We start from the raw sequence: 25,300 nt of genomic DNA, 5'->3' as shown, positions 1-25,300 counted from the left end.
GAAGGGTTGCCATGCGACACACACGGAGCAGTACACCGAGAGGCCGCGCGCTCCTGGCGGCCGGCTGCGCGGTCCTCCTCGCCTCAGGGTGCGGCTACCTCAGCGGTGAGGGCGGCGGCGGCACCGTCGACACCTCCGGTATGGACTGCTCTCCCTTCGAGCAGTGGACGGACATCGGCGGCACGGTCACCATCTACGCCTCGATCCGGGACGAGGAGGCCGAGCGGATGCGGCGCTCCTGGGAGGAGTTCTCCGCCTGCACCGGGATCACCATCGACTACGAGGGCAGCGGCGAGTTCGAGGCCCAGCTGCCCATCCGCCTGGACGGCGGCAACGCCCCCGACCTCGCGCTCATCCCCCAGCCCGGTCTGCTCCAGCGCGTGGTCGAGGACGGCCACGCCCTCCCCGTCTCCGACGGCGTTCGCGCCAACGTCGAGGCCGGTTGGGGCGAGGACTGGCGCAGCTACGCCACGGTCGACGGGCAGCTGTACGGCTCCCCCTACGGCGCCAACATGAAGTCGATGGTCTGGTACTCCCCCACGTTCTTCGCCGAGAACGGCTACGAGGTCCCCCGGACCTGGGACGAGATGATGGCGCTCACCGAGGACATCGCCGCCTCCGGCACCAAGCCGTGGTGCGTGGGCTTCGAGTCCGGGGACGCCACCGGCTGGCCCGGCACCGACTGGATCGAGAACGTGCTGCTGCGCACCTCCGGCGGCGACGTGTACGAGGACTGGATCTCCCACGACATCCCCTTCGACGCCCCCGAGATCGAGGAGGCCTTCGACCTGACCGGCGACATCCTCCTCGACGAGGAGTACGTCAACGGCACCTTCGGCGGACCGGACAGCATCGCCGTCACCTCCTTCCAGGAGGCCGGGCTCCCGCTGCTCGACGGAGGGTGCGGCCTCTACCTGATGGGCTCCTTCTACGCGGCCAACTTCGACGAGGACGTCGAGATCGCCGAAGACGGCGACGTCTACGGGTTCGTCCTGCCCCCGCTGGAGGAGGGCGCCGAGGTGCCCGTCATGGGCGGCGGCGAGTTCGCCGTCCCCTTCAGCGACCGCCCCGAGGTCAACGCCGTCCACGAGTACCTGTCCACGGCCGAGTACGCCGACAGCCGCGCCTCCGAGGGCGCCTGGGTGTCCGCCCACCGGGACCTCGACCCCGCCACCCTGACCGATCCGACCGACCGGTTCACCCAGGAGGTCCTGACCGACCCCGACACCGTGTTCTACTTCGACGCCAGCGACTCCATGCCCTCGGCCGTCGGCACCGACGTGTTCTGGGGCGGCATGGTCGACTGGGTGACCGGAACCCCCACCTCCGACGTCCTGGAGTCCGTGGAGTCCGCCTGGTAGGACGCCCCGACACGGCCCACCGGGGCCGCCTCCGCCCGCACTCCCCCGCCCGGGATCCGGCCTCGCCCGGATCCCGGGCCCCGGCACCGACAAGAGGCTTTCATGGAGTTCTCGCTCCTCGACGAGCTGCCCAAGATCGTGTGGATGCTCATCGGGATCGCCGCCTTCCTCGGCGTCATCGGCCTGGTGCTCGTCCTCCTCGACGTCCCCCGCACCAAACGCGACCGCTGGCAGGCCGTCGTCTTCCTCGCGCCCGCGCTGATCCTGCTCGTCGGCGGACTGCTCTATCCGGTGGTGCGCACCACCGTGCTGTCCCTCCACGACCGCTCCGGAACGGAGTTCGTCGGACTGGCCAACTACGTCTGGATGTTCCAGCGGCCGGAGATCCTGCTGGTCCTGCGCAACACCCTGCTCTGGGTGCTGTTCGCCCCCCTCCTGGCCACCGCCATCGGACTCGTCTACGCGGTCCTGGTCGACCGCTCCCGGTTCGAGCCGGTCGCCAAGTCCCTGGTCTTCATGCCGATGGCGATCTCGTTCGTCGGCGCGGGCATCATCTGGCGGTTCGTCTTCGCCTACCGGCCCGCCGACCAGGAGCAGTACGGGCTGTTCAACCAGATCATCGTGTGGTTCGGCGGGCAGCCGCGGCTGTGGCTGCTGGAGCAGCCGGTCAACACCTTCCTCCTCATCCTGGTCCTCATCTGGGTCCAGGCGGGGTTCGCCATGGTGGTCCTGTCCGCCGCCATCAAGGCGATCCCGGCGGAGATGGTCGAGGCGGCCCGGATCGACGGCGCGGGCCCCTGGCAGCTGTTCACCCGGATCACCCTGCCGACCGTGTGGCCGACGCTGCTGGTCGTCCTCGTCACCATCACGGTGCAGACCCTGAAGATCTTCGACATCGTCCGCACCATGACGGGCGGCAACTACGGCACCAGCGTGATCGCCAACGAGATGTACAGCCAGGCCTTCCAGCAGGGGCAGGTGGGCCAGGGCTCGGCTCTGGCGGTCTTCCTCTTCCTCCTGGTCATCCCGCTGGTGATCGTGCAGATCCGACGCACGCGCAAGGCGAGGGAGCTCTCATGACCCAGGCCACCACCCCCACCGCCTCGCCCACGGCGGAACGGGCGCCGAAGCGCACGGCCGCCTCACGCACCGGCGGTCCCGCGTCCCGTGTGCGCGCCCGGCTGAGCGGAGCGACGGCCAGCGCGGCGGCGATGGTGATCGCCGTGCTCTGGACCGTACCGACCGCCGGGCTGTTCGTCTCCTCCTTCCGGCCCGCCGAACAGATCCGCACGACCGGCTGGTGGACGTTCCCGGCCTCCCCTGAGGTGACCCTGGACAACTACCGGGACGTCCTGTTCGGGTCCGCGGGCGACGGGCGGCTCGCCAGCCACCTCGTCAACTCCATCGTCATCACCCTGCCCTCGACGCTGTTCGTCCTGGGCCTGGCGGCGCTCGCCGCCTACGCGCTGGCCTGGATCGACTTCCGCGGCCGGGACTGGATCTACCTGGGCGTCTTCGCCCTCCAGATCGTCCCGCTCCAGATGTCCCTGGTGCCGCTCCTGCGGTTCTTCTCCCAGGGCGTGAGCGTGGGCGGGGTCCAGGTCCTGCCCGCCTGGGAACTCACCGGGGCCATGGCGTTCACCAACGTCTGGGTGGCGCACACGATCTTCGGTCTGCCGCTGGGGATCTTCCTGCTGCACAACTTCGTCGCGCAACTGCCGCGCTCCCTGTTCGACGCGGCGCGCGTGGACGGAGCCGGGCACGGCAGGATCTTCCTGCGGATCGTGCTGCCCCTGCTCACCCCGGCCCTGGTGTCCCTGGGGATCTTCCAGTTCCTGTGGGTGTGGAACGACCTGCTGGTCGCCCTCATCTTCACCGGGGGCGACAGCGCCACCGCCCCGCTCACCGTGCAGCTCGCCGAACTGGCTGGAACCCGGGGCGAGGACTGGCACCGGCTCACGGCGGGCGCCTTCGTGGCGATGGTCGTACCGCTGACCGTCTTCTTCCTCCTCCAGCGCTACTTCGTCCGCGGCCTGCTCGCGGGCAGCGTCAAGGGCTGAGAGCCCCGGGGAGCCGCCCTTCGAGCGCCCGAACACGGTCCGAAGCGAAACACGGAGGACCGGAACAAGCGCGGTCAGCAGCCGCGCAGCGCCGCCCGCGCGGCCTCCAGGACGGTGGTCCGGTACGCGGCGCCGAACAGGCACACGTGCACCAGGAGGGGGTGGAGCTGGTGCAGCGCCACCCGGGAGCGCCAACCGTCGGCCAGCGGCGCCACCTCGTTGTAGGCGTCCCGCACCCGGTCCAGGAAGGGCAGTCCGAACAGCGCGAGCATGGCCAGGTCGCCCTCCCGGTGGCCGCCGTGCGCGGCGGGGTCGACCAGCACCGCTCCCCCGTCCCGCCAGATGACGTTGCCGTTCCACAGGTCGCCGTGCACGCGGGCGGGGGGTTCGGGGGTCCCGGCCAGGTCGGGGACGGCCTCGACCACCCGCTCGACGAGCCGGCCGTCGGAGGGGGTCAGCGTTCCCTGGTCGACGGCCCGGCGCAGGTAGGGGCGGAGCCGCTGCTCGGCGTAGAAGCGCGGCCAGTCGGAGGAGGGGGTGTGGTCCATGGGCAGCGGGCCGATGTAGCCGGGCCAGGCCGCCCCGAAGTGGTCGGCGCCGGTCAGGTGCATCCCGGCGAGTTGGCGGCCCAACCGCTCGGCGGCGGGGGCCGAGGGTTCGCGCTCCGCCACCCACGGCAGGACGAGGATGCGCTCGTCCCAGGCCACGACGTCGATCACGGGTGACCCGGGCCCGTGCCCCAACCACTCCAGACCGCGCGCCTCGGCCGTGAGCACCCCGCTGGCCGGCGCCCCCCGCGGCAGGGACTTGACGAACAGCCGGGTGCCGTCGGTGAGTTCGGCGTAGGAGATCTCCCAGTCATGGCTGCTGCCGGCCCGCGCGGCACGGCGGACGCCCCGGCCCAGCAGCGCGGTCAGGCGTTCGGCCATCGTTCCGGTGACCGGGTCCCGGCGGCGCTCCTCCCGGTCCCCGTCACCGTCACCGCCGCCGACGGGGCACACGATCGGCTCTCCGTCCACCCGGGCTACCCGCGCAGCCGGACGACGAGTTCACCGGTCAGGCCCTTGGCGGCGGCTTCGACCATGCTGAGGACGGCCGTGAAGCCGTCGTCGCCGCCGTAGTACGGGTCGGGCACCTCGGGGTTGGGTCCGGCCCCCGGCGTGAACGACCGGAACAGGCGCAGGCGGTCGGCGGAGAAGCCGAACTCCTCACCCCGTTCGCTCACCACCGCGCGCAGGTCCTCCAGGTTGTCCAGGTCCAGGGCCAGGACCAGGTCCCGTTCGGCGAGCAGGGACGGGGTGAACTGCCTGGCCGTGTGGTCGGTCAGGTACCCGTGGACGCGCAGGGTGGAGGCGGCGCGCGGGTCCATGCCCCCGCCCACGTGCCAGTCGCCCGTCCCGAAGCTGTCCACGGCGACGAGGTCGCCCAGACCCGCCCGTTCGAGGTCGGCGGCCAGGACCTTCTCGGCCATGGGCGATCGGCAGATGTTCCCCAGGCACACGAGGCTGACGCGGTACGGCCCGGCGGGGTCACGCGGTTCCGGCAAGCTCATACCCCTTACCGTAACGAAAAACCGCGCAGCTCACCCGCCTGGCGTCCCAGGAGACCCGAAGCCGTGCCCTTGTGGGCCTCCGCCGCTCCCGGGGATTGTCGTCCGGGCGCCGCCCGGGTTCCGCGAGACGAGGCGAGCCGCTGGCGAGGAACGAGCGTCAGGCGCCGCCAAGGATGAAGGACCCCCGGCCTTTCGGGTGCCCGGCCACGGTCCGAAGCGGAGGCCAGGACGCACACCGCCTACCCCTTGGGCAGGCGCACCACGGTGACGAAGAAGTCGTCGATCTGGCGGACCACCTTGATGAACTGCTCGAAGTCCACCGGCTTGGGCACGTAGGCGTTGGCGTGCAGGCGGTAGCTGCGCAGCACGTCCTCCTCGGCCTCGGAGGTCGTCAGCACCACGATGGGGATGTGCGCCAGCGCGTCGTCGGCCTTGACCTCCTCCAGGACCTCGCGGCCGTCCTTGCGGGGGAGGTTGAGGTCGAGCAGGATCAGGTGCGGGCGGGGTGCGTCGGCGTACTCGCCCTCCCGGCGCAGGAACCGCAGGGCCTCCACGCCGTCCGAGACCACGTGCAGCCGGTTGCCCAGCTTGTGTTCCTCGAACGCCTCCTTGGTCATGAGGACGTCCCCGGGATCGTCCTCGACCAGCAGCACCTCTATCGGATGCACCAACATGACCTCGCTCAAGCTTCCAGACCCCTGCTCAGGGCCCCGCCCCGTCACCGGGGGGAACCGTACCGCCATCGGTGACGGACCGGACGGACGGCGTTCGGCCGGGCTCTGCGCCCGACCCGGCTCCGCCCGCTCCGGAGGCGTCGGTACCCACGGGCCGCCGCGCGGCCGCCGGCGCCGGGTCCACGTCCGTGTCCGCGGTCGTGGCTCCGGCGTCCTCCGCACCCTCGTCCCCGATATCGTCGTCGACGTCCTCGACGGTTCCCGCCGTGTCGGCCGTCACGTCCTCGTCGGGGTCCGCGGGCAGGGACCAGCATATGCGCGTTCCGGTCCGACCGGTGTCCTGCGACCCGTCGTCGACGTCCAACCAGATCCGACCGCCGTGGAACTCCACGATCTTCTTGCACATCGCCAGGCCGATGCCCGTTCCCGTGTACTTGTCACGGGTATGCAACCGCTGGAAGATCACGAAGATGCGCTCGGCGTACTGCGGTTCGATCCCGATCCCGTTGTCGGCGCAGCAGAACACCCACTCGTCGCCGCTGCGCTCGACGCTGATGTGGACCCGCGGGTCCTCCTCGGCGCGGAACTTCACGGCGTTGCCCACCAGGTTGAAGAACACCTGGGTGAGCAGGGTGCGGTCGCCCTGGACCGTGGGCAGGGGGTCGCTCGTGACCTCGGCTCCCGCCTCCTCCAACCTGGTCGACAGGCTGCTGAGCGCGTCGCCCAGCGCCACGTCCAGGTCCACGGAGGCGAAGTCCTTGGTCCGGCCGACCCTGGAGAAGGCCAGCAGGTCGTTGATCAGGGTCTGCATGCGCTTGGCTCCCTCGACCGCGAAGTCGATGTAGGAGTCGGCGCGCTCGTCCAGCTGCCCGTGGTAGCGGCGTTGCAGCAGCTGGCAGAAGCTCGCCACCTTGCGCAGCGGCTCCTGGAGGTCGTGGGAGGCGACGTAGGCGAACTGTTCGAGTTCCAGGTTGGAGCGGCGCAGTTCCTCGGCCTGGTGTTCCAGCAGCGTGGACTGCTCCTGGAGGGCGCGGCGCGCGCTGGCCACCGCGTCGAGGTCGTGCACGATGCGTTCGCGCATGGCGTCCACGTCCTGGCCGAGCCGGACGATCTCCGGCGGCCCGTGCAGGCTGATGCGGTGGGCGTAGTATCCCTCCGACACCTGCCGCATGTGCCCGGCGAGTTCCTCCAGGGGGCGCAGCACCCATTGCTGGAGCATGACCCACAGGAACACCGACAGGAACACCACGACCAGACCGACCAGGACCAGCAGCGCGACGACCTGCTGCGTGGCCGTCGTCAACCCGGTGCGGGCCTCGTCGATCTCGCTGCGGAGCTGTTGGTCGGTGGCGTCGCTGACGCGGTTGAGCTCCAGGAAGAGCACCCGGCCGTTCTGGAGGTCCTCCTGGGAGGGTGTCTCCCCGTTGCTCACCTGCTCCAGGACGGGCTCGGCGAACTCCGTGGTCCACTGCTCCCCGGCGGCGAGCAGGTCCTCGATGTTGGAGGCCACGGCGGGGTTGTCCTCGGCCAGGCGGGCGAGGTCGGCGCGGTTGTCCAGCAGGGTGACGTTGGCCGCCATGTAGGGCTCCAGGAACTCGCGGTCCTGGGTGAGGATGTAGCCGCGCAGGGCGTGGTCCTGGCTGAGGTAGGCCGAGCGGGTCTGTTCGACGGCGTTCACGGTCGGTGTCAGCGAGTCCACCTGCAACGTGAGCGAGTCACGGGCGTTGAGCGCGGCCAGCGTGATCACCGACACGGCCGTGACCAGCACGACCGCGACCACGGTCAGCAGGCTGGTGACACGGCGGCGCAGGCTCCAGGAGGCCCGCGGCCCGGCCAGGCCGCGCGGTACGCCGTCCACGAACAGGACTCCGCCGACCGGTGTTCCCGGGGAGCGGCGGGGCTCGTTCCCCTCGGATTCCACGGCCGCCTCCTCGGTACGGCTCACTCCGCGGCCCCGTCAGCGCCGTGCGTGATGAGCAGCATCGCCACGTCGTCCTGGAGCGGTCCGCCGTTGCTGCGCTCGGCCTCGTCCACCACGTGTTCGGGCAGGAGGTTCAGGGGCACCCCCTGGTCGAGGACGCCGCTGATCATCCGGCGCAGGCCCGCGACCTCCAGGCGCGCGGGCGGGCCTCCGTCGTAGGCGTCGACGAGGCCGTCGGTGTAGAAGAGCATGCTCGCGCCCACCGGCAGGACGACCTCGTCGACGTCGGCCTGTTCGACGGGGAAGACGCCCAGCGGCGGCTGCGGGGAGGCCTGGGTCTCCACGACCGAGCCGTCCTGGACGACCAGGGGCGGCGGGTGGCCGAGAACGCGGACCCGGACGCGGTCGGTGCCGGTGTCGAGGCTGGCCATGCACAGCGTCGCGTACATCTCCTCCTGGGCCCGCTCGCTGACCAGGATCTCCTCCAGGTTCGGCAGGACGCGCTCCTCGGCGACGCCGGCCATGACGAGGGTGCGCCAGGCGATGCGCAGGCTCACTCCGAGGGCCGCCTCGTCGGGGCCGTGGCCGCTGACGTCGCCGATGATGACGTGCGTGGTGCCGTTCTTCTCGACCGCGTCGTAGAAGTCACCGCCGACCACGGCGCGCTTGCGGCCCGGCCGGTAGTAGGCGCGGTGGCTCAGGGGTGAACTCTGGAGCAGGACCTGGGGCAGCAGGCCGCGTTCGAGGCGTGTGTTCTCACGGGCGCGCATGCGGGCCTCGTGCAGTTGCCGGGCGTTCTCGTCGGCGCGGCGGCGCTCCAGGGAGTAGCGCAGGCTGCGACCGAGGAGGGAACCGTCGACCTGGCCCTTGACCAGGTAGTCCTGGGCACCGGCGGCGACTGCGGCCACGCCCTCGTGTTCGTCGTCGAGACCGGTGAGGACGACGACGGCGGCCGAGGGCGCGCTCTGGAGCACCTCGCGCAGCAGGTCCAGGCCCTGGGCGTCGGGGAGGTTGAGGTCGAGCAGGACGCAGCCGCGGAAGTCCTTGAGGGGCGCGCGGGCGTCCGCGAGGGTGGGGACCCACGTGATGCGCGTGGTCAGGGGGGTGTCGGCGAGCAGTTCCTCGGCGAGGAGGGCGTCACCCGGGTCGTCCTCGACGAGCAGGACGTCCACCGATTCGACCGGCGCCTCCAGACGGTGGGGCGGGGCGGTGCCATCACCGAGGGCGGCGCCGTCATGCGCGGCGGCGCCGTGTGTGGTGGCGGTGCTGGCCGCCTCGTCGCCGATCACCGTCACGGGATCGTGCCCTGTTCTCCTGGTATCCACTCATCGCCTTTGGTCTGCTGGCCCGTGGGGCGCTGTCGCGCCGCGTGTCCCGGGGTTGGACACCTCGGGTCTTCCCGGCGGTTCGGACCCGCACGACAACCAAACGATAAACGCCACAGCGACCTGTTGACCAGCGAGCGTGACGAGACACATCCAACGGAGGCGCGTTCGGAGGCCGTCCCCGCGTCGCACGCGGCGGCCGCCGAAACCGCTCGGCGGTGCACGTGCAGGCCCGCCTGCAAGGGGTTTCGGCACGCGCATCGGCGCGTGCAGGGGAACGTGCCGGATGTGATGTTCCGCTCGGTACGGGCGTGTATGGGCAATTTATCTGACACCTCGTCATATACCTCTTGACACGCCCTCCCATCTTGGTGACATCATGTCATGAAATTCTCCACACGGAAGGCGGACGACCCGGATGAGCACGACGGTCCAGGCCACTACGTCCCAGGACGCCGGGGTCCCGTTCTCCGAACGGCTCAAGGCCGCGACCTGGCAGGACCACGAGGCGGCGGAGTACCACGGGTTCACCCGGGCCCTCCTGGGCGGCACGCTCCCGATCGACGGCTACACCGCGATGGTCGCCCAGCACTACTTCGCCTACGCGGCCCTGGAGGACCTCGGCCGCGCGCTGGCGGACGACCCGGTGGCGGGCCGCTTCCAGTGGCCCGGTCTGCCGCGCGTCCCCGCGCTCGTGCGCGACCTGGAACACCTCCTCGGCCCCGGGTGGCGCGACCGGATCTCCCCCAGCCCGCCCACCCGCACCTACGTGGCCCGCATCGAGCAGATGGCCGACCACCCCGAGGGGTTCGTCGCCCACCACTACACGCGGTACATGGGCGACGTGTCCGGCGGCCAGTTCATCCGCCAGGTGGCCGCCAGGGCCTACGGACTCACGCACGAGGGCCTGTCCTTCTACGTCTTCGACGAACTCGGCAGCCTGCCCCGGTTCCGCTCCGACTACCGCCAACGCCTCGACGCCCTGGGCCTGGACCCGGCCGCCGCCGACCGGCTCGTCCGCGAGACCCGCCTGGCCTACCAGCTCAACACCGAGGTCCTGGCCGACCTGGGACGCACGTGGGGAGCGCGGTAGGAGAACGCCCTCTCCGCCCCTGCGACGACCGTGCCGGAGCACCCGACCGCCCCCGCGGCACGCACCGCGGTGACCTCCACGCGTGACACCATAGGAGGATGCCCAAGATCACGGCACCGACCATCGCCGCGCACCGTGCCCGCACGCGGGAGCGCATCATGGCGGCCGTCGACGAGCTGATCCGGTCACAGGGGATCGACCGCGTCTCCATGACCCACGTGGCCAACGCCGCAGGCATCACCCGCACGGCCCTGTACAACTACTTCCCGGACAAGGCGACGCTGCTGTTGGCCTTCACCGAGGAGGTCAGCAACGCGTTCGTCGAGCAGTACGAGCGCGAACTGCCCTCGGGGGTGTCGGCGGCGCGCCGGGTCTCCGCGTTCGTCCGCCTCCAGCTCGAAGGCATCGTCGCCCATCCGCATCCGCCGGCGGCCGAACTCGGGGCCAGCCTCGGCCCGGACGCCTACCAGGCGCTCGCCGCGCACGTGGCGCCCATGCAGCGCCTGCTCACCGGAATCCTGGAGGAGGGCGCCGCTGCGGGCGAGTTCGACCCGCTGCCCGCCGAGGCGACCGCCCGGCTCACCCTGTCCATGGTGGGATCCCAACGGATCCCGCTCGTCAGCGGTGAGATCGACCTGGACGAGACCCACGCGCTCGTCACCCGGTTCGTCCTCCGGGCACTGGGGGTGGCGTCCGAAACCGTCGACACGATCTTGCCGAAATCCACACGCACCGTGACTCACGGTATGAGTTCGTGATCACAGCGCGATAAGGGCGGGTCCGTAACCCGATCGGGCAACCACGCCCAGAGGGACCGAGTCGCGACGTGTCGGTGTCTTCGGCGAGAATCGGGCTGCCCGCCCCTCCCGGGCGCCCGACCACCCCGTCGAGTCGTGAGGCCCTCCCCGACGTGTCCCTCGTGCTGATCCTGTTCGGCGCCGTCCTGGTGTCGCTCGCCCTGTTCAACAAGGTGCCCCGTTACGCGGCGTCCCGGATCCGGCTGGTCTCGGCACGGCTCACCGAGCAGGGACGCGCCCTGTGCACGGCGGTCGGAGGCAGCGCGCTGATCGTGGCGTTCTTCCTCACCCTCTCCGGCCTCTGAGGCCGCCGGCCTCCCCCGCCATGCGCACGAGCAGACCGCCGACCGCCGTGGCGGCCGCCCCGCCCGTCACCGCCGCGACCGTGGCCAGCCGCGCACGCAGGCGACTGTCACGACGGGCGGCCGACTCCGCCTCCGTCCGGGCCCGGACGTCGAACGCGCCGCCGCACAGCTTCGCGTCCAGCTCCACCGCCCGCCAGCACGACGGCCAGGGGCGCAGCGGCGCGAGCCCGCCGGGCGCCCCGTTCGTGCGCGGTTTCCACCGCACCGGGGCGGCGGACCCCGCCCCGGGGACCGGGAGGGCCCGCGGTTCGGGGCCGCTGTAGCGGAGTTCACCGGGGGCGTTGGCCAGCAGTTCCGCGAGCAGCTTGGCGCAGGCCCGAGCGTCCCCCAAGGCGGTGTGCTGACCGGTCGGCCAGTCCCCGCTGAGCGCGTGGGAGGCCCGGGCGAGCGAGTACCGGCGCAGGTCGAGCTGGGAGCGCAGGGCGCGCAGCGTGCACAGGCCGGACTGGCCGGCGGGGAGCCCCGCCGGGACCAGCTCGGAGGCCAGGAAGCGCTGTTCGAAGTCCAGGTTGTGGCTGACCACGACCGCGCCGGAGAGGAGTCCGGTCAGCTTGGGGACCAGTTGGGCCGAGGTGGGGGCGCCGACGGTGTCGCTGTCGCCGATGCCGTGGAACTCACGCCCGCTCACCGGCGCGCACGGGTCCACCAGCGTGTTGAACTCCTCGACCACCGCTCCGTCGCCGCGCATACGCACCACGGCGATCTCGACGACGCGGGCGCCCGCGCTCGGGTCCAGTCCCGTCGTCTCGGTGTCGAGCACCGCGTACTCCAGGTCCGCCGCCCGCAGGCCGACCCGCCTCCGGGTCAGCGCGCCCATCCGCAGCGTTCCCATCGCGTGCTCCACTTCCTCGTCACCGCCGACCCACCGGCGTTCGGGCCGGCCCGTGCTCGAACCGACCTTACTCCCCGTGCGCACCGGTACCACGGTCGTCCGCGGAGCCGCCCGGTCCCGACACGGCCGGGGCGCCCGGGTGAGCGGGGACAGGGGGCCGATGAGGGTGGTCGATCCCACCCCACAACCGGAAGAAAGGTGCGTTATGTAACGTTCTTAGTCGTGTCCACCGATGGACACTCCCCGCGTACCCGAACCTCAACGGCGAGGAGAGCCCGTATGCCCCGACCGCCCGTCGACCTCCACGGCCCCCGACCGACGCCTTCGGCGCAGAGCCCACGGCCGACGCTGAGCCCGCACCCGGAGTACGTGCCCCTCGCCGAGGTCATCCGTTCCGGCATGCGCGAGAGCGTGCACTACGGCGCGGTGGTCGCGCTGTCCGCCGCCGGACGGATCGCGCTCGCGCGCGGCCCCGTCCACCAGCCGATGTTCCCCCGCTCCGCCGCCAAGCCCTTCCAGGCCCTGGCCATGCTGCGCGCGGGCGCCCCGCTGGAGGGCCCCTCCCTGGCCATCGCCGCGGGCAGCCACGGCGGGGAGGACCTGCACGCCGCCGAGGCCGAGCGCATCCTCGCCAAGGCCGGGCTCACCCCCGACGCGCTGCGGTGCCCCGCGGACATCCCCGGCGGACGGGCCGCCCGCCACGCGTTCCTGCGGGCGGGCCGCGAACCCGAACGCCTCCTGATGAACTGCTCCGGCAAGCACGCGGGCATGCTCTCCGCCTGCGTCCGACAGGGCTGGAGCACCGACGACTACCTCGACCCGGAGCACCCCCTCCAGGTCCTCGTCCGCGAGACGATCGAGGAGCTGACCGAGGAGCGTGTGGCGCACACCGCCGTCGACGGCTGCGGAGCGCCCCAGCTCGCCGTCTCCCTGGTCGGGCTCGCCCGTGGCCTGTGGCGCATGCGCACCGCCCCCGAGGGCAGCCTCGAACGCGCCGTCACCGACGCCATGAGCGCCCACCCGGAGTACGTGTCGGGCGCCGACCGGATCGACACCGAGCTGATGACCCGGGTCCCGGGGATGGTGGCAAAGATCGGCGCGGACGGGGTGCACCTCATCGGCGCGCCCACCGGAGAGACCGTCGCGGTCAAGATCAGCGACGGCGACGCCGAGGAGCGGGCGCGTACCCTGGTCGCACTCGACGCGCTGCGCACCGTCGGCGTGGACGTCTCCCCCGTCCAGGATCGGCTGCGCGTCGAGATCCACGGCGGCGGCGCGCCCGTCGGGGAGGTCCGCGCGCTGTAGACCGGACATCCGACCCCCCGGTGGGACTCGACCTCGGAAGGGCACCACAGTGCCGGACACCCTCAAGGACATCGTCATCGTCGGCGCCGGTATGGCGGGGCTGCACGCCGCGGAGGCACTGCGGGAGCAGGGCTTCGACGGACGGCTCACGCTGGTCGGCGAGGAACCGTACCGCCCCTACTCGCGGCCCCCGCTGTCCAAGGAGGTCCTGACCGGGGTCGGGATGGACCCGTCCAACGGCGGACCCGGCTGGCTCGTGGGCCACCGGGCCCTCCGGTTGCGCGACGACGCCGACGTGGACGCCCTGGGCCTGGACCTTCGCCTGGGCACCCGCGCGGTCGGGCTCGACACCCGAACGCGCGAGGTCGAGGTGGCCGGGCCGGAGGGCGCCGGGACCGTGCGCTACGACGGCCTCGTCATCGCCAGCGGTGCGCGGGCCCGGCGCCCCGACACGGCCCTGGACGGTGTGCACGTCCTGCGCACCCTCGACGACGCCGAGGCCGTACGCGCGGCCTTCGACTCGGGTGGCCGCCTCGTGGTCGTCGGGGCGGGGTTCGTCGGCGCGGAGGTGGCGGCCAGCGCCCGCGCCGTGGGCATGGAGGTGACCCTGGTGGAGGCGGCGCCGACGCCGCTGACCCGGGTGATCGACCCGAGGATCGGTCGGGTCCTGACCGAACTGCACCGGGAGAACGGGGTCGACGTGCGGCTCGGGGTCGGCGTGACCGGGTTCGAGGGCGCCGACCGCGTCGAACGCGTCCGGTTGGCGGACGGGTCGTCGATCGAGGCGTCCCTCGTGGTGGCCGGGCTGGGCGTCCGGCTGAACACCGAGTGGCTGCGCGGTTCGGGCGTGGAGCTGCTCCCCGACGGCGCGGTGGTCTGCGACGAGTTCTCCGCCGCGTCGGTGCCCGGCGTGTACGCCGTCGGCGACCTGGCGAACTGGCCGCACCCGCGCTACGGAGGCCGGATCCGGCTGGAGCACTGGACGAACGCCAGCCAGCAGGGCGCGGCGGCGGCGCGCAACCTCCTCGCGGGTGGCGGCCGAACCCCCTTCACCCCGGTCCCCTACTTCTGGTCGGACCAATACAAGATGAAGATCCAGCTCCTGGGCCAGGGAGCGCCCGCCGATGAGGTCGCCTTCGTGCACGGCTCCCCGGAGGACCGGAAGTTCGTCGCCTTCCTGGGCCGGGGCGGGATGCTCACCGGGGTGCTGGGGCTGCGGTCAACGCCCCGCACCATGCGCTACCGGGGCCTGCTGGAGAAGCCCACGACGTGGGACGAGGCGCTGACCGCCGCGGGGGCTACTCCTTCACGGTGATGGCCTGCTTGGGGCACAGGCGCGCGGCCTCACGCACCTTCTCGTGCAGGTCGGCGGACGGCTCCTCGGCCAGCAGGTAGAGGTAGTCGTCGTCGCGTACCTCGAAGACCTCGGGGGCCGCCCCCACGCACAGGGCGTTGCTCTCGCACTGGTCGAAGTCGACCTCGACTCGCATGGCTGTCCCTTCCTCACGCGGATTGCGGGTGCCTCGACTCTAGTGCCGCTCCGTGCCCCGGCCCACGGGTCCCGCGGCCCCTCGCGGAGGGCTCCTGCGGTGTGTCGTGTGAACCTTCCCGCCGCCTCCGTGGTCCTACCTCCGACGATCCCAACGAGGCCGCCGAGCCCCGTTCCGAGGAGAGGAGCACGGTGACCGCGCACAAGGACACGGCAGAAGAACAACGGCCGGGACCCCACCCCCCGGGGACACCGCCGTCGGAGTACCCGCCCTACGGTCCGAGCGTCCATCCGCCCTACCTCAGACCGAGGCCCCCGCTGCCCCGGGCACCGGGCTGGCTGCCCTTCGCGGTACTGGCGGTCGGTGTCGTCGCCGCGCTGTTGGCCACGCTGAACCGCCCGGGGATCGGGCTGGTCATCACCGGTGTGGTGGCGGGGCTGACGGCGCTGGCCGCCCTCACGGCGCGGCCCGCCGTCACGGAGAGCGGACCGGAGGAGACGGAGGCGTCCGGGGACCCGAACGGGGCCGCCGAGCCCCGGGAGGAGCGTGAACAGGACAGCTCCCGACAGGCCGCGGAGCCGGACGCGACCGCCGCCCCCGAGGGGGGCCGGACCGACGGGCCACGGAGGGGGCCGGAGCCCGCCCGCCACGACGACCCCGAAGCGCGGGCGCCCATCGGATCCCCGGAGCACACGGGCACGGGGACCGAGGAGACCGAGGGTCCCCGGACGGCCGGTGCGCCCGACACGGCCGACGAGGACGGCCGAACGAACCCGCCGCACCACCCCCAGACGCACGGCTCCGGGCGGGAACACACCCCCTGGCCGCCGCACCCGGGGCGACCTCCCCACCGGGCGGCCGCCCCGGCCCCCCAACCCGTGCTGGTGCCGGTCCCCGATCCGGAACCCGAACGCCACGGCCGCGCCTGGTCGGCGGTCTTCGGCGTGCTCGCCGCCGTCCTGCTGGCCACCGCCGCCCTCCGCGACGCGGGCTGGGTCCTCGCCTGGACCCTGACCGGCGCCTTCCTCCTGGCCTCGCTGGCCTTCGCCCTCCACAGCCCGGCCGCACGGCGCGGCCCCGTCGGCGTGGTCGCCGGGAGCCTGGCACTGCTCCGGCACCTCCCGGCGAGCCCGCGCTTCCTGCTCGGCCCCCTGCGCTCCGGCCGCGGCCGGGGGCTCGTGGGTCCCGCCGTGCTCACCACGGCCGTCACCGCCGTGCTGCTGACCGTCTTCGGCGTGCTCTTCTCCTTCGCCGACCCCGTGTTCGCCAGCTACCTGGCCCGCCCGTTCGAGAACGTGAACCTCGGAACGGTCGTCTCCGACCTGTTCGGCGCCGCCCTGGCCGTCCTGTTCACGGGGTCGGCCGTCCTGGCCGCCCGGCGGCGCCCCACGCCGCGTTACGTACCGGTCGCGCCTCCGGAGGCGACCACCGCCTCCTCCGGCCCCACTTGGCCGACCTGGGTGTGGAGCATCCCGCTCGGCTCCCTCATCGCGCTGTTCACGGCGTTCGTCGTGGTCCAGGGAGCGGTGATGTTCGGCGGCGACGACTACGTCCAGTCGGTCACCGGACTCGTCTACGCCGAGTACGCACGGCAGGGGTTCTTCCAGCTCGTCGTGGTCAGCTTCCTGGTCCTGGGCGTCATCGCCCTGGTCACGGCGGTGGTCCCGGCCCGCGAGGCGACCGCCCGCACCGTGCGCAACGCCCTGCTCGGTCTGCTGTGCCTGCTCACTCTCGTCATCCTCGTCTCGGCGATGATGCGGCTCCAGCTCTACATCGACACCTTCGGACTGACGCGCATGCGGGCCAGCGCCGAGGCATGGATCCTGTGGAGCGGCGCCGTGTTCGTCCTGGTCATGGTGGCGGGTCTGGCCAACACGCTCGGCCGCTCCACCGCCTGGCTCCCGCGCGCCACCGTCGCCCTCTCCGCGGTCGCGCTGACCGTGTTCGCCTACGGGAACCCGGACCTGCGCATCGCCGAGAGCCACCAGGACCTCGACCTGGCCACCGTGGACACCGAGTACCTGGGGGACCTGTCCGCCGACGCGGTCCCCGGGCTCATGGAGTTGGCGGGCGACGACCGGGACTGCGCCCTGCTGGGGCTCCGGGACCGGCTGGAGGCCCCCGAGGGCAGGGGCTTCGCCTCATGGAACCTGTCCCGCCGTCAGGGGCGCCAGCAGTTGGCGGAGCTGGGCATGTTCAACTCCGTCGACCTCCTGGAGGCGGACTGCACCGCCGACGCCCGGTACTGACGGCCGCGGCCGGGGCCGGGAGGTGAACCCCCGGTCTCCGGCCGGTCCGCTACCCGGCGAAGCGGTCCGTGGCCTCGATGAGCCGGTCGAGGATGCCGGGCTCGTTGTAGGCGTGCCCGGCGTCGTCGACGATGTGGAACTCCGCCTCCGGCCAGGCCCTGTGCAGGTCGTAGGCGGTGTGGACCGGTGTGCAGACGTCATAGCGCCCCTGCACGATCACCCCGGGGATGTGCCGGATCTTCTCCGCCCCGTCGATGAGCTGGTTCGGGGTCAGGAAACCGCGGTTGGAGAAGAAGTGGTTCTCGATCCGCGCGAACGCCAGCGCGTAGTCCTCGTCGGCGTGCTGGCTCCGGAGCTCCTCGTTGGGCAGCAGGGTGACCGTGGAGCCCTCCCACACACTCCAGGCGCGGGCGGCCGTCAGGCGCACGTCGCGGTCGGGGTCGTTGAGGCGCCGCGCGTAGGCCGCGATGAGGTCGTCGCGCTCCTCCTCGGGGATCGGCGCGAGGTAGGACTCCCACAGGTCCGGGAACAGCATGGACGCGCCCTGCTGGTAGAACCAGCGCAGCTCCTCGTCGCGCAGGGTGAAGATCCCCCGCAGGACGAGCTCGCTGACCCGTTCGGGGTGGGTCTGCGCGTAGGCCAGCGCCAGGCAGCTGCCCCAGGACCCGCCGAACACCTGCCACTCCGACACGCCGGCCATCTCGCGCAGCCGCTCCATGTCCTCGACCAGCGTCCACGTGGTGTTCGCGGACAGGTCGGAGTCCATCCGGCTGGCGTGCGGGGTGGACCGGCCGCAGTTGCGCTGGTCGAACAGCAGGACGCGGTACCGCTCCGGATCGAACAGCCGCCGGTGGGCGGGGTTGCAGCCGCCGCCGGGGCCGCCGTGCAGGAACACCGCGGGTTTGCCCGCGGGGTTGCCGCACAGCTCCCAGTAGACGCGGTTGCCGTCGCCGACGTCGAGCATCCCGGAGTCGTACGGCTCGATGGGCGGGTACAGGGTGCGCAAGGCTGGTGACCTTTCCAGTCGCGGGCCGCCGGACGGTCGTCCGGCGGCGGGAACGAAGAGGCGAGGGGCGTACCGGGTTCCGCGGAAGGAGCCCTCCGTCGCGGGTGGTGGAGGCTGTGGAAGCACCGTCACAGGCGTCCGAGGAGTTCGGCCTTCTTGGCGCTGAACTCCTCGTCGGTGAGCAGCCCCTCGGCGTGGAGTCGTCCCAGTTCGCGGATGGTGGCGAGGATCGTCTCCACGTCCTGCTCGGCCGAGGGGGCCGGACCGGCCCCGGGCAGGGCCGCCGCCTCCGGGGCCGGGGAGGGGGCGAGGTGGGCGTTGATGGTCGCCGCCATGAGCAGGGTCTCGTCACTGCCCTTGGTGCCGTGGGAGACGAGGGTGCACAAGTCGTGCTCGATGTCGGTGGCCTCCGGGGCGGTCGCGCCGCGCAGGTCGATCCGCAGCAGCCCCTCGGTCAGGTCGACCGGCGGGAGCCACCGGGCCTCGGCGATCTCGGTGAGCCGGAACTCCCGCGCCTTCTCCTTCTCCTTGGCCGAACCGGCCATCAGTCCGTCCCACTGGAGCCGGACGCGGGCGCCGTCGAAGGTGGCCGTGCCCTCGGCCGTGCGGGCCTGGAACGGCAGGCGGGCGACCAGTCCCCGGGCCACCTCGCGCGGGTCGGGGGAACCGTCCGCGGTCCCACGGGCCAGACCGGCCGCGGAGGTGATCTGGTCGGCGACGTACTCGGCGACCAGCTCCTTGTCGTGCGGACCGGTGAGCAGCAGCGGGGTCGTCCCGTCCCGGCCGGACACGCCCAGGTTCGCGTACGGGTCGGCGCCGTCGACCAGCCACAGCCGCAACCGCCACCCGCGTCTGCGGTCGCCCCGGTCGAACTCGACCTCGCGCACCGCGGCCAGCGGAACCGCGCACTCACCCAGGTGCTTGAGCAGGGTGGGGACCCTGCGCCCCGAGTCGAACCTGAGCCGAACCGTCTCCCCGTCGAATCGCCAGGTTCCGTAGTGTCCGCGCAGTTCCTCCATGCGGCCCATGGTACGGCGCGCTGCCCGCAGGCGTCGCCCGCGGGCTTACCGGGTAGGACCTGCTGGGCACAGCGTTCCCAGCGCCCCACGCGGGCCGAGCACGCGGACGGGCCCGCCCCGGTCCGTGGTTCCCGAACCGGAGGTCGCCGACGATGTCGAAAGAGAGGGCCGCCGCGGGGGCGGCGGAGTTCCGGGCCGCCCGTGACCTGCTGCTCCGGTACCGCGAGGACCAGCCCAGAGCGCACCGGGAGTTCAGCTGGCCCCGGTCCGAGCGGTTCAACTGGGCCCTGGACTACTTCGACGCGCTGGCCGAGGCCGTCCCCGACCGCACCGCGCTGTGGATCGTCGAGGAGGACGGGAGCGAGGCCAGGTACACCTACCGGCACCTGTCCGAACGCTCCAACCAGGTGGCCAACTGGCTGATCGGCCAGGGGGTGCACCCGGGTGACCGGATCATGCTCATGCTCGGCAACCAGGTCGAGCTGTGGGAGACCACGCTCGCGGCGATCAAACTCGGCGCCGTCGTCTGCCCGACCGCCCCCATGCTCACCGAGAGCGACCTCGTGGACCGGCTGGACCGGGGCGACGTCGCGCACGTGGTGTGCTCCCCCACCGACACCGAGAAGTTCGCGCACCTGCGCGGCCACTGGACGCGTATCTGCGTCGGGTACATGGACGGCTGGCTGAGCTACCCCGACTCCGAGCACGCCGCCCTGGACTTCACGCCGCCGCACCCCACCGGAGCCGACGACCCCCTGCTGCTGTACTTCACCTCCGGCACGACCTCCCGGCCCAAACTGGTCTCCCACTCGCAGCGCTCCTACCCGGTCGGTCACCTGTCGACGATGTACTGGCTCGGCGTCCAGCCCGCCGACATCCACCTGAACATCTCCTCGCCCGGCTGGGGCAAGCACGCCTACAGCAGCGTGTTCGCCCCGTGGAACGCCGAGGCGACCGTCCTGGTGGTGAACCAGGACCGGTTCGACGCCGAGCGGCTGCTGGACCAGGTCGTCCGCTGCGGCGTGACCACCATGTGCGCGCCGCCCACGGTGTGGCGCATGCTCATCCAGACCGACCTGGCCTCCTGGCGCGTACGGCTGCGCGAGGCGGTCGCCGCGGGCGAGCCGCTCAACCCGGAGGTGGTCGACAGGGTGCGTGACGCCTGGGGGATCACCGTCCGCGACGGGTTCGGGCAGACGGAGACGACCATGCTCGTCGGCAACGCTCCGGGGCAGTCCGTCGTACCGGGGTCGATGGGCCGCCCGCTGCCCGGATACGACATCGTGCTCGCCGACCCCACCACCGACGAGAGGGCCGAGACCGGAGAGATCTGCGTCGACCTGTCCGGGGATCCGGTGGGGGTGATGACGGGGTACGCCGACGGCACCGACCTGACCCGCGACGTGACCCGGCTCGGCCTCTACCACACCGGTGACCTCGCCACCCGGGACACCCGCGGCTACATTACCTATATCGGCCGGATCGACGATGTGTTCAAGGCGTCGGATTACCGCATCTCACCATTTGAACTCGAAAGCGTGCTCGTCGAACACGAATTCGTCGCCGAGGCGGCGGTCGTCCCCTCCCCCGACCCGCTGCGTCTGTCGGTGGCCAAGGCCTACGTCACCCTGGCCGAGGGCGTACCACCGGACGCGGACACCGCCCGCGCCATCCTGACCTACGCCCGCGAGCGCCTCTCCCCCTACAAGAGGGTGCGTCGCCTGGAGTTCACCGATCTGCCGAAGACCGTCTCGGGTAAGATCCGACGTGTACAACTGCGGCAGGCCGAAGCCGAGCGCGGCACGGTCACCGACGGCCAGCGCAACCCGCGCGAGTTCTGGGAAGAGGACCTTCCGGGGCTGAAGGACTGATCTCCGACCCCCGGAACGGAATGGACCAGGAATTACCGTCCCACATCATGAGACACCACCTTTTCGTGTCTCACCCGTGTGGTGTTTCCCATCCCGTGATCGACGCCGGAACCCCGTGCGAGCGCGTCCGACCGGGCCCGGGCCGCGCTACTGTCAGTCGCGGCGAAGCCAGCACCGACCGAGGGACCGAGGGGAACACGATGCCGAGCACCAACGACACACGGGTGGCGAGTTACCAGCCACTCATCGCCCCCGGGGACCTGCTCAGGGAACTGCCGCTGGGCCACGAGCGCAACTCCCTGGTCGAGGAGGCGCGCGCCGAGGTCAAGCGCGTGCTCGACGGGGAGGACGACCGTCTGCTGGTGGTCGTGGGACCCTGCTCGGTCCACGACCCCGAGTCGGCGATGGACTACGCCCGGCGCCTGGTCGGACTCGTGCCCTCGCTGCGCGACGACCTGTGCGTGGTCATGCGGGTGTACTTCGAGAAGCCGCGCACCACCGTGGGGTGGAAGGGCCTGATCAACGACCCCCACCTGAACGACACCTACGACGTCCACCACGGCCTGCGCACCGCCCGTCAGCTCCTGCTGGACATCAACTCGCTGGGGCTGCCCGCGGGCACCGAGTTCCTCGACCCGATCACACCGCAGTACATCGCCGACGCCGTGACCTGGGGCGCGATCGGCGCCCGCACGACCGAGAGCCAGGTGCACCGCCAGCTGAGCAGCGGACTGAGCACCCCGGTCGGCTTCAAGAACGGCACCGACGGCGACGTCCAGGTCGCGGTGGACGCCGTCGGCGCGGCCGCCGCCTCACACACGTTCTTCGGCGTCGACCCGACCGGCGCCGGCTCGGTCGTGGTCACCAACGGCAACCCCGACTGCCACGTCATCCTGCGCGGCGGGCGGAGCGGCCCCAACTTCGCCGCCGAGCCGGTCGAGGCCGCGCTCGACGTCATCGGCCGGGCGGGCCTGCCGCGCCGACTGATGATCGACGCCAGCCACGCCAACAGCGGCAAGGACCACACCCGCCAGCCCGGTGTCGCCTCCGCCATCGCCGAGCAGGTCGCCGGGGGGCAGACCGGCATCATCGGCGTCATGTTGGAGAGCTTCATCGTGGAGGGCGCCCAGAAGCTGGGTGACCCGGCCGCGCTGACCTACGGTCAGTCGATCACCGACAAGTGCATGGGCTGGGAGACCACCGAGCACGTGCTGTCCGAGCTGGCCGAGGCCGTGCGCCAGCGCCGCAAGACCGCCGTGTGAGTCCGCTCTCCGGCACGGGGCCGCCGTCGGACACGTCAGGCGGCGGCCTCCGGCGGCAGCGCGCCGAGTTCGACCAGAAGCTCCCGGCCGAGCCGCTCACGCAGCTCCAGCTGGGATTCGTCCTCGATGTCCATCCGCAGGGCGAAGGTGCGCACATCGTCCCCGTGCTCGACCCAGCCGACCCACCAGCCCGGTGACGGGTCCACGGTCCCGCCCCATCCGGTCTTGGCGAACAGGGAGTGGTCACCGATCTCGTCGACCATCGCGATCTCGCGCACCGCGCGCTGGTGCCGCTCCTCCACCGGCAGCTCCGCCCGAGCCAGGCTCGCCAGGAACACGGTCTGCTCCATGGGGGTGACCTCCAGCGGCCCCTCCAGCCAGAACCGGTCCACCGCCTCCGCCCCGCCGATATCGCGGTTGCCGTAGTCGAACCGGTCCACCCAGGTCGCCATCCGGTCGTGGCCGACCCGGCGCGCGATCTCCTGGTAGACGGGGACGTTGGACGCGGGCAGGGCCTCGCGCATGCTCATGTCCCGCTCCCACTCGGGGACCGGCTGCGGCTCACCGCCGTGGGGGACGACCTCGTCGACGTCGGCGACCGCGCCCGTCTGCAACGCGATCACCGAGTTGACCAGCTTGAAGGTGGACGCGGGCACACTGCGGCGGTGGGCCTCCCGCGGGTCGACGACGGTCGCCGACCGCTCCTGCGTGTCGTAGAGGACGAAGGTGCCCGCCACCCCCGCCTCCTCGAAGACCCGTTCCAGGTCCGCACGCTCCACCGACGGGACGTCGCCACCCGCCCGGTCGACCGGCCGCGCGTCGCCGCTGACGTGGCCGGCGGTCTCCGGGACCGGGGTGGCGCACGCGGCCCCCAGCAGAACGGTCACCGCGCCCGCCGCGACCGCCAGCACCGCCCGGCGCCTCGGAACCGCGGTCCGTCTCCCCCACCTGATGTCGGCCCCCATGCGCGCCTCCTCACGCGTCGGTTCCCGTTCCACCGCACCCAAGCTAACGGCTGCGCCCCCGCCGTAGGGCGGTTTCGCCCGCGTGCCGCCGTGGGACCTCGGCCACCCTTGGGCGCCGGGAGCGGCCACTGCTAGGCTGATCGTGTTGCTGACCCCGTACGGGAGAGCGCCCGCGTAGCCAATGTGGGCCGCCGAAGGAGCAATCCCTCCCCGATGACAACCTCTCAGGCACAGTGGACCGTACGGGCGAGACCACTCTGGAAAGCAGGGACACGCGTCCCTCGCCGAAGGTGCAAGCCACGCCGAGGGCGCGGTGAAGCTCTCAGGCACAGATGACAGAGGGGGAGGATGGCAACGCCACACACGACAGACGCCCATCCTCTCGGGAGTGCCCATGTCAGAGCCCGCGTCCGCGCCACGCGCGACAGCGCTGCGTGAGATCCACGAACAGTCCGGCGCGACCCTGGTCGACTTCGCCGGCTGGCTCATGCCCCTGCGCTACAGCAGTGAGACCGCCGAGCACAAGGCGGTCCGCGAGGCCGCCGGGCTCTTCGACCTCTCCCACATGGGCGAGATCCGCCTGACCGGGCCGCAGGCCGCCGAGGCCCTCGACCACGCCCTGGTCGGTCACCTGTCCAAGGTGAAGGTCGGTCGTGCCCGCTACACCATGATCACCGCCGCCGACGGCGGAGTCCTGGACGACCTCATCGTCTACCGCCTCGGCGAGGAGGAGTACCTCGTCGTGGCCAACGCGGCCAACGTGACCGTGGTCGCCGACGCCCTCACCGAACGGGCCAAGGGCTTCGACGTCGAGGTCACCGACGAGTCCGCCGAGTACGCGCTGATCGCCGTCCAGGGCCCGCGCGCGGTGGACATCCTGGCCCCGCTCACCGACGCCGACCTCGACGGGATCCGCTACTACGCGGGCTACGAGCACACCGTGGCCGGGGTGCCCGTGCTGCTCGCCCGCACCGGTTACACCGGCGAGGACGGGTTCGAGATCTTCGTCCGACCCTCCGACCGCGCCCCGCAGGTGTGGAAGGCCCTCATGACGGCGGGCGCCGAGCACGGCCTGGTCCCCGCCGGACTCTCCGCGCGCGACACCCTGCGGATGGAAGCCGGGATGCCGCTGTACGGGCAGGAGCTCACCGCCGACCTCACCCCCTTCGACGCCGGACTCGGCCGCGTCGTCAAGTTCGACAAGCCGGGTGACTTCGTCGGCCGCGCCGCCCTGGAGGAGGCCGCGCGCACCGCCCGCGAACGCCGCCTCATCGGCCTCGTCTCCCGCGGCCGCCGGCCGCTGCGCAGGGGGCAGGACGTGCTGCGCGACGGCGCCGTCGTCGGCACCATCACCAGTGGCGCGCCCTCGCCCACCCTGGGCCGCCCCATCGCCATGGCCTACGTGGACGGCGACCTCGACACCACGGCCGGCACGTTCACCGTGGACGTGCGCGGACGCGGTGAGGACGTCGACGTGGTCGAACTGCCGTTCTACAAGCGGCAGTCGTGACAACCCGGGCCCCGCACCCCTGGGGCCCACCCACCCCCACGGCGGGATCCCCGACCCGGGGACCGGCACGTACGGGGTGTGACCAGGCGTAGGCCGGGCCGGGGCGCCGTACGCGCGCACGGCAGGATGAAGGTATATCTCCAAGGAGAGTCGAAGTGAGCGTTCCCACGGAGCTGGGTTACACCGCCAAACACGAGTGGGTCCGGATCGAGGACGGTGTCGCCACCGTCGGGATCACGGAGTTCGCCGCCGAGTCGCTGGGCGACATCGTCTACGTCGAACTCCCCGACGCGGGCACCGAGGTGACCGCCGGGGAGACGTGCGGCGAGGTGGAGTCCACCAAGTCCGTCAGCGACATCTACTCACCGGTTGACGGTGAGGTCGTCGAGGTCAACGAGGCCCTCGAGGGCGCACCGGAGACGGTCAACTCCGCCCCCTACGGCGACGGGTGGCTGTTCCGGGCACGGGTCTCCGAGGAACCCTCCGACCTGCTCTCCGCTGAGGAGTACCAGGCTCTGACCAAGGATGAGGAGTAGGCCACCGATGGCGACCGACAACACCGTGCTCAACCAGAGCCTCAGCGAGCTGGACCCGGAGGTGTCGGCGGCGGTCGACGCCGAGCTGGAGCGCCAGCGTGACACCC

23 protein-coding genes and 1 riboswitch are annotated in these 25,300 nt (G+C 71.9%); of the genes, 13 read left to right on the top strand and 10 right to left on the bottom strand.

The window, feature by feature from the left end; all coding sequences use genetic code 11:
- Positions 1–11: 11 nt before the first annotated feature.
- The 3 genes from DVR05_RS02750 to DVR05_RS02740 all read left to right on the top strand — a co-directional run bounded on the left by DVR05_RS02750 (position 12) and on the right by DVR05_RS02740 (position 3,421).
- Positions 12–1,361, top strand: coding sequence for an ABC transporter substrate-binding protein (locus DVR05_RS02750; RefSeq protein WP_116244314.1), 1,350 nt, complete (start codon positions 12–14; stop codon positions 1,359–1,361).
- A 102-nt stretch (positions 1,362–1,463) separates the two neighbouring features.
- Positions 1,464–2,441, top strand: a complete 978-nt coding sequence (locus DVR05_RS02745; RefSeq protein ID WP_116244211.1) for a carbohydrate ABC transporter permease — start codon at positions 1,464–1,466, stop codon at positions 2,439–2,441.
- Entirely contained in the window at positions 2,438–3,421 is a 984-nt protein-coding gene (locus DVR05_RS02740) for a carbohydrate ABC transporter permease (protein WP_198659015.1), read from the top strand. Before DVR05_RS02745 ends, DVR05_RS02740 begins: the two co-directional genes overlap by 4 nt.
- Before the next feature lie 74 nt (positions 3,422–3,495).
- On the opposite strand, the gene DVR05_RS02735 is transcribed toward DVR05_RS02740, so the two are convergent.
- The 5 genes from DVR05_RS02735 to DVR05_RS02715 form a co-directional block, all read right to left on the bottom strand.
- On the bottom strand, positions 3,496–4,440 hold the full coding sequence (locus tag DVR05_RS02735; protein WP_198659014.1) for a fructosamine kinase family protein: 945 nt from the start codon (positions 4,438–4,440) through the stop codon (positions 3,496–3,498).
- Between the two features lie 5 nt (positions 4,441–4,445).
- Entirely contained in the window at positions 4,446–4,973 is a 528-nt protein-coding gene (locus DVR05_RS02730; RefSeq protein WP_116244210.1) for a low molecular weight protein-tyrosine-phosphatase, read from the bottom strand.
- A 239-nt stretch (positions 4,974–5,212) separates the two neighbouring features.
- A complete protein-coding gene (locus DVR05_RS02725) occupies positions 5,213–5,647 on the bottom strand; it encodes a response regulator (RefSeq protein WP_116244209.1) in 435 nt (144 codons plus the stop codon).
- 28 nt (positions 5,648–5,675) lie between these two features.
- Positions 5,676–7,568, bottom strand: a complete 1,893-nt coding sequence (locus DVR05_RS02720; protein ID WP_116244208.1) for a sensor histidine kinase — start codon at positions 7,566–7,568, stop codon at positions 5,676–5,678.
- 20 nt (positions 7,569–7,588) lie between these two features.
- A complete protein-coding gene (locus tag DVR05_RS02715; RefSeq protein WP_116244207.1) occupies positions 7,589–8,863 on the bottom strand; it encodes a PP2C family protein-serine/threonine phosphatase in 1,275 nt (424 codons plus the stop codon).
- A gap of 448 nt (positions 8,864–9,311) precedes the next feature.
- Here DVR05_RS02715 and DVR05_RS02710 point away from each other — a divergent pair, with 448 nt between their 5' ends.
- From DVR05_RS02710 to DVR05_RS02700, 3 genes are all read left to right on the top strand, one after another.
- Positions 9,312–9,986 carry a heme oxygenase (biliverdin-producing) gene (locus DVR05_RS02710; RefSeq protein ID WP_116244206.1) on the top strand — a complete coding sequence of 225 codons (675 nt, stop codon included), beginning with the start codon at positions 9,312–9,314 and terminating at the stop codon, positions 9,984–9,986.
- Between the two features lie 98 nt (positions 9,987–10,084).
- Entirely contained in the window at positions 10,085–10,744 is a 660-nt protein-coding gene (locus DVR05_RS02705; protein ID WP_116244205.1) for a TetR/AcrR family transcriptional regulator, read from the top strand.
- Positions 10,745–10,896: 152 nt separating this feature from the next.
- A complete protein-coding gene (locus DVR05_RS02700; RefSeq protein ID WP_116244204.1) occupies positions 10,897–11,088 on the top strand; it encodes a hypothetical protein in 192 nt (63 codons plus the stop codon).
- Here the strand turns inward: DVR05_RS02700 and DVR05_RS02695 are convergent.
- A complete protein-coding gene (locus tag DVR05_RS02695; RefSeq protein WP_116244203.1) occupies positions 11,069–11,980 on the bottom strand; it encodes a PolC-type DNA polymerase III in 912 nt (303 codons plus the stop codon). The two genes, DVR05_RS02700 and DVR05_RS02695, sit on opposite strands and share 20 nt — an antisense overlap.
- A 399-nt stretch (positions 11,981–12,379) precedes the next feature.
- On the opposite strand from DVR05_RS02695, the gene DVR05_RS02690 reads away from it, so the two are divergent.
- Positions 12,380–13,285, top strand: a complete 906-nt coding sequence (locus DVR05_RS02690; protein ID WP_232831955.1) for an asparaginase — start codon at positions 12,380–12,382, stop codon at positions 13,283–13,285.
- 49 nt (positions 13,286–13,334) lie between these two features.
- Positions 13,335–14,600, top strand: a complete 1,266-nt coding sequence (locus tag DVR05_RS02685) for an NAD(P)/FAD-dependent oxidoreductase (protein WP_116244201.1) — start codon at positions 13,335–13,337, stop codon at positions 14,598–14,600.
- On the opposite strand, the gene DVR05_RS02680 is transcribed toward DVR05_RS02685, so the two are convergent.
- Complete coding sequence (locus tag DVR05_RS02680) at positions 14,584–14,775, bottom strand: ferredoxin (protein WP_116244200.1); 192 nt, start codon at positions 14,773–14,775, stop codon at positions 14,584–14,586. The two genes, DVR05_RS02685 and DVR05_RS02680, sit on opposite strands and share 17 nt — an antisense overlap.
- Positions 14,776–14,966: 191 nt before the next feature.
- Between DVR05_RS02680 and DVR05_RS02670 the strand changes: the two genes are divergently transcribed.
- A complete protein-coding gene (locus DVR05_RS02670) occupies positions 14,967–17,024 on the top strand; it encodes a DUF4153 domain-containing protein (protein ID WP_232831946.1) in 2,058 nt (685 codons plus the stop codon).
- A 49-nt stretch (positions 17,025–17,073) separates the two neighbouring features.
- On the opposite strand, the gene pip is transcribed toward DVR05_RS02670, so the two are convergent.
- Together pip and DVR05_RS02660 are read right to left on the bottom strand one after the other, a co-directional pair.
- Positions 17,074–18,030: a prolyl aminopeptidase gene (gene pip, locus DVR05_RS02665; protein WP_116244199.1), complete on the bottom strand. Its 957-nt coding sequence runs from the start codon at positions 18,028–18,030 to the stop codon at positions 17,074–17,076.
- Positions 18,031–18,158: 128 nt separating this feature from the next.
- Positions 18,159–19,049, bottom strand: coding sequence for a DUF4429 domain-containing protein (locus tag DVR05_RS02660; RefSeq protein ID WP_116244198.1), 891 nt, complete (start codon positions 19,047–19,049; stop codon positions 18,159–18,161).
- A 152-nt stretch (positions 19,050–19,201) separates the two neighbouring features.
- On the opposite strand from DVR05_RS02660, the gene DVR05_RS02655 reads away from it, so the two are divergent.
- Both DVR05_RS02655 and DVR05_RS02650 read left to right on the top strand, forming a co-directional pair.
- Positions 19,202–20,920 (top strand): AMP-binding protein, encoded by a 1,719-nt coding sequence (locus DVR05_RS02655; protein WP_116244197.1) that lies wholly within the window; start codon positions 19,202–19,204, stop codon positions 20,918–20,920.
- Positions 20,921–21,120: 200 nt separating this feature from the next.
- Positions 21,121–22,182: a 3-deoxy-7-phosphoheptulonate synthase gene (locus DVR05_RS02650; RefSeq protein WP_116244196.1), complete on the top strand. Its 1,062-nt coding sequence runs from the start codon at positions 21,121–21,123 to the stop codon at positions 22,180–22,182.
- Positions 22,183–22,217: 35 nt separating this feature from the next.
- Here DVR05_RS02650 and blaOXA read toward each other — a convergent pair whose 3' ends face one another.
- Positions 22,218–23,147: a class D beta-lactamase gene (gene blaOXA / locus DVR05_RS02645; protein WP_116244195.1), complete on the bottom strand. Its 930-nt coding sequence runs from the start codon at positions 23,145–23,147 to the stop codon at positions 22,218–22,220.
- 149 nt (positions 23,148–23,296) lie between these two features.
- A riboswitch (glycine riboswitch) is annotated at positions 23,297–23,398 on the top strand.
- Positions 23,399–23,541: 143 nt separating this feature from the next.
- Here blaOXA and gcvT point away from each other — a divergent pair.
- Positions 23,542–24,657, top strand: a complete 1,116-nt coding sequence (gene gcvT / locus DVR05_RS02640; protein ID WP_116244194.1) for a glycine cleavage system aminomethyltransferase GcvT — start codon at positions 23,542–23,544, stop codon at positions 24,655–24,657.
- A 155-nt stretch (positions 24,658–24,812) separates the two neighbouring features.
- Positions 24,813–25,193, top strand: a complete 381-nt coding sequence (gene gcvH, locus DVR05_RS02635) for a glycine cleavage system protein GcvH (protein ID WP_116244193.1) — start codon at positions 24,813–24,815, stop codon at positions 25,191–25,193.
- The last annotated feature ends 107 nt before the right edge of the window (positions 25,194–25,300 follow it).

Source organism: Nocardiopsis sp. FIRDI 009, assembly GCF_003386285.1.
Lineage (GTDB): Bacteria > Actinomycetota > Actinomycetes > Streptosporangiales > Streptosporangiaceae > Nocardiopsis.
The sequence above is the reverse complement of the archived record's forward strand: the minus strand, read 5'-3'. Positions and strand labels throughout refer to the sequence as shown.

Excerpts from the sequence above, each read along its gene's own strand:
- DVR05_RS02725 (WP_116244209.1), bottom strand. The coding sequence starts at position 5,647 with ATGTTGGTGCATCCGATAGAGGTGCTGCTGGTCGAGGACGATCCCGGG.
- DVR05_RS02740 (WP_198659015.1), top strand. The coding sequence starts at position 2,438 with ATGACCCAGGCCACCACCCCCACCGCCTCGCCCACGGCGGAACGGGCG.
- DVR05_RS02710 (WP_116244206.1), top strand. The coding sequence starts at position 9,312 with ATGAGCACGACGGTCCAGGCCACTACGTCCCAGGACGCCGGGGTCCCG.
- DVR05_RS02650 (WP_116244196.1), top strand. The coding sequence starts at position 21,121 with ATGCCGAGCACCAACGACACACGGGTGGCGAGTTACCAGCCACTCATC.
- gcvT (WP_116244194.1), top strand. The coding sequence starts at position 23,542 with ATGTCAGAGCCCGCGTCCGCGCCACGCGCGACAGCGCTGCGTGAGATC.
- blaOXA (WP_116244195.1), bottom strand. The coding sequence starts at position 23,147 with ATGGGGGCCGACATCAGGTGGGGGAGACGGACCGCGGTTCCGAGGCGC.
- DVR05_RS02690 (WP_232831955.1), top strand. The coding sequence starts at position 12,380 with ATGCGCGAGAGCGTGCACTACGGCGCGGTGGTCGCGCTGTCCGCCGCC.
- DVR05_RS02745 (WP_116244211.1), top strand. The coding sequence starts at position 1,464 with ATGGAGTTCTCGCTCCTCGACGAGCTGCCCAAGATCGTGTGGATGCTC.
- DVR05_RS02660 (WP_116244198.1), bottom strand. The coding sequence starts at position 19,049 with ATGGAGGAACTGCGCGGACACTACGGAACCTGGCGATTCGACGGGGAG.
- DVR05_RS02705 (WP_116244205.1), top strand. The coding sequence starts at position 10,085 with ATGCCCAAGATCACGGCACCGACCATCGCCGCGCACCGTGCCCGCACG.
- DVR05_RS02655 (WP_116244197.1), top strand. The coding sequence starts at position 19,202 with ATGTCGAAAGAGAGGGCCGCCGCGGGGGCGGCGGAGTTCCGGGCCGCC.
- DVR05_RS02730 (WP_116244210.1), bottom strand. The coding sequence starts at position 4,973 with ATGAGCTTGCCGGAACCGCGTGACCCCGCCGGGCCGTACCGCGTCAGC.
- DVR05_RS02680 (WP_116244200.1), bottom strand. The coding sequence starts at position 14,775 with ATGCGAGTCGAGGTCGACTTCGACCAGTGCGAGAGCAACGCCCTGTGC.
- DVR05_RS02695 (WP_116244203.1), bottom strand. The coding sequence starts at position 11,980 with ATGGGAACGCTGCGGATGGGCGCGCTGACCCGGAGGCGGGTCGGCCTG.
- DVR05_RS02750 (WP_116244314.1), top strand. The coding sequence starts at position 12 with ATGCGACACACACGGAGCAGTACACCGAGAGGCCGCGCGCTCCTGGCG.